General features: G+C 43.3%; 1 protein-coding gene. It reads right to left on the bottom strand.

The window, feature by feature from the left end:
• The coding region (locus AB4484_RS12025; RefSeq protein ID WP_372078358.1) for an ISAs1 family transposase at window positions 1–365 on the bottom strand (365 nt) is incomplete at both ends.

Here is a 365-nt window from a genome sequence, read left to right as displayed (position 1 = left end):
GTTTAAAAAGACTTAGTGCGATTTTCCTCAGGACATTGAAAGCTAAAGCTCCAGTGCCTCTGCGGATACGTGACTCATCTTCTCTAAACGTTACATCTAACATCCAATGCATACTTTCTACCTGCCAGTGGCTTCTTACTGCATCGAGTGCTTGTTGCGCGTTGAGGGCTAATGAACTGATATACCATCGAGTTTCTTCCGATTTTTTACCACTTAATTTTTCTTCAACGGTAGCGGTCACTTTGATTACACTCTGTAAGCCGTCCCAGCGATAATCTTTGTCTAACCAGGCTCTATCAATGATTAACTGCTCGCAATGACGAGTTTCAATACGTCCATGCCCTGCACTTACTTCACTGTACTCG

Source organism: Vibrio sp. 10N.261.46.A3 (assembly GCF_041472995.1).
Lineage (GTDB): Bacteria > Pseudomonadota > Gammaproteobacteria > Enterobacterales > Vibrionaceae > Vibrio > Vibrio coralliirubri.
This window is presented reverse-complemented; position numbering and strand designations above follow the sequence as displayed.